Raw genomic sequence first — 253 nt, 5'->3', positions numbered from 1 at the left:
CACCGGTACTGCCGGAGGTGGGAAGAATATAAAAGGCCGGCTGGGTCAGTTCAGGCTCAAGCGGCAGTGTCGCCGGGTCGCCATTGTCCAGGGATGACGTGACCCATTGTGGCCAGCGATCCAGGCCTTCCAGCCGTTGCGGCGTCGCAGTGACGATCACCTCGGCGCGGATCAGGTCGGCAATCTTTTCAACCCGCGCAACCGGGTTGGACTGGTCGACGAAGGTGAAGCAGCTTCCCTGGCTGATACACGC

At 62.1% G+C, this 253-nt stretch carries 1 protein-coding gene; it reads right to left on the bottom strand.

Annotated features, from left to right (window positions below; translation table 11 throughout):
- Positions 1-253 (bottom strand): hypothetical protein (locus AC0L20_RS41400; protein ID WP_473295895.1); only part of this gene is annotated, 253 nt, incomplete at both ends.

It is taken from the genome of Bradyrhizobium sp. Kon58 (assembly GCF_055807455.1).
This window is presented reverse-complemented; position numbering and strand designations above follow the sequence as displayed.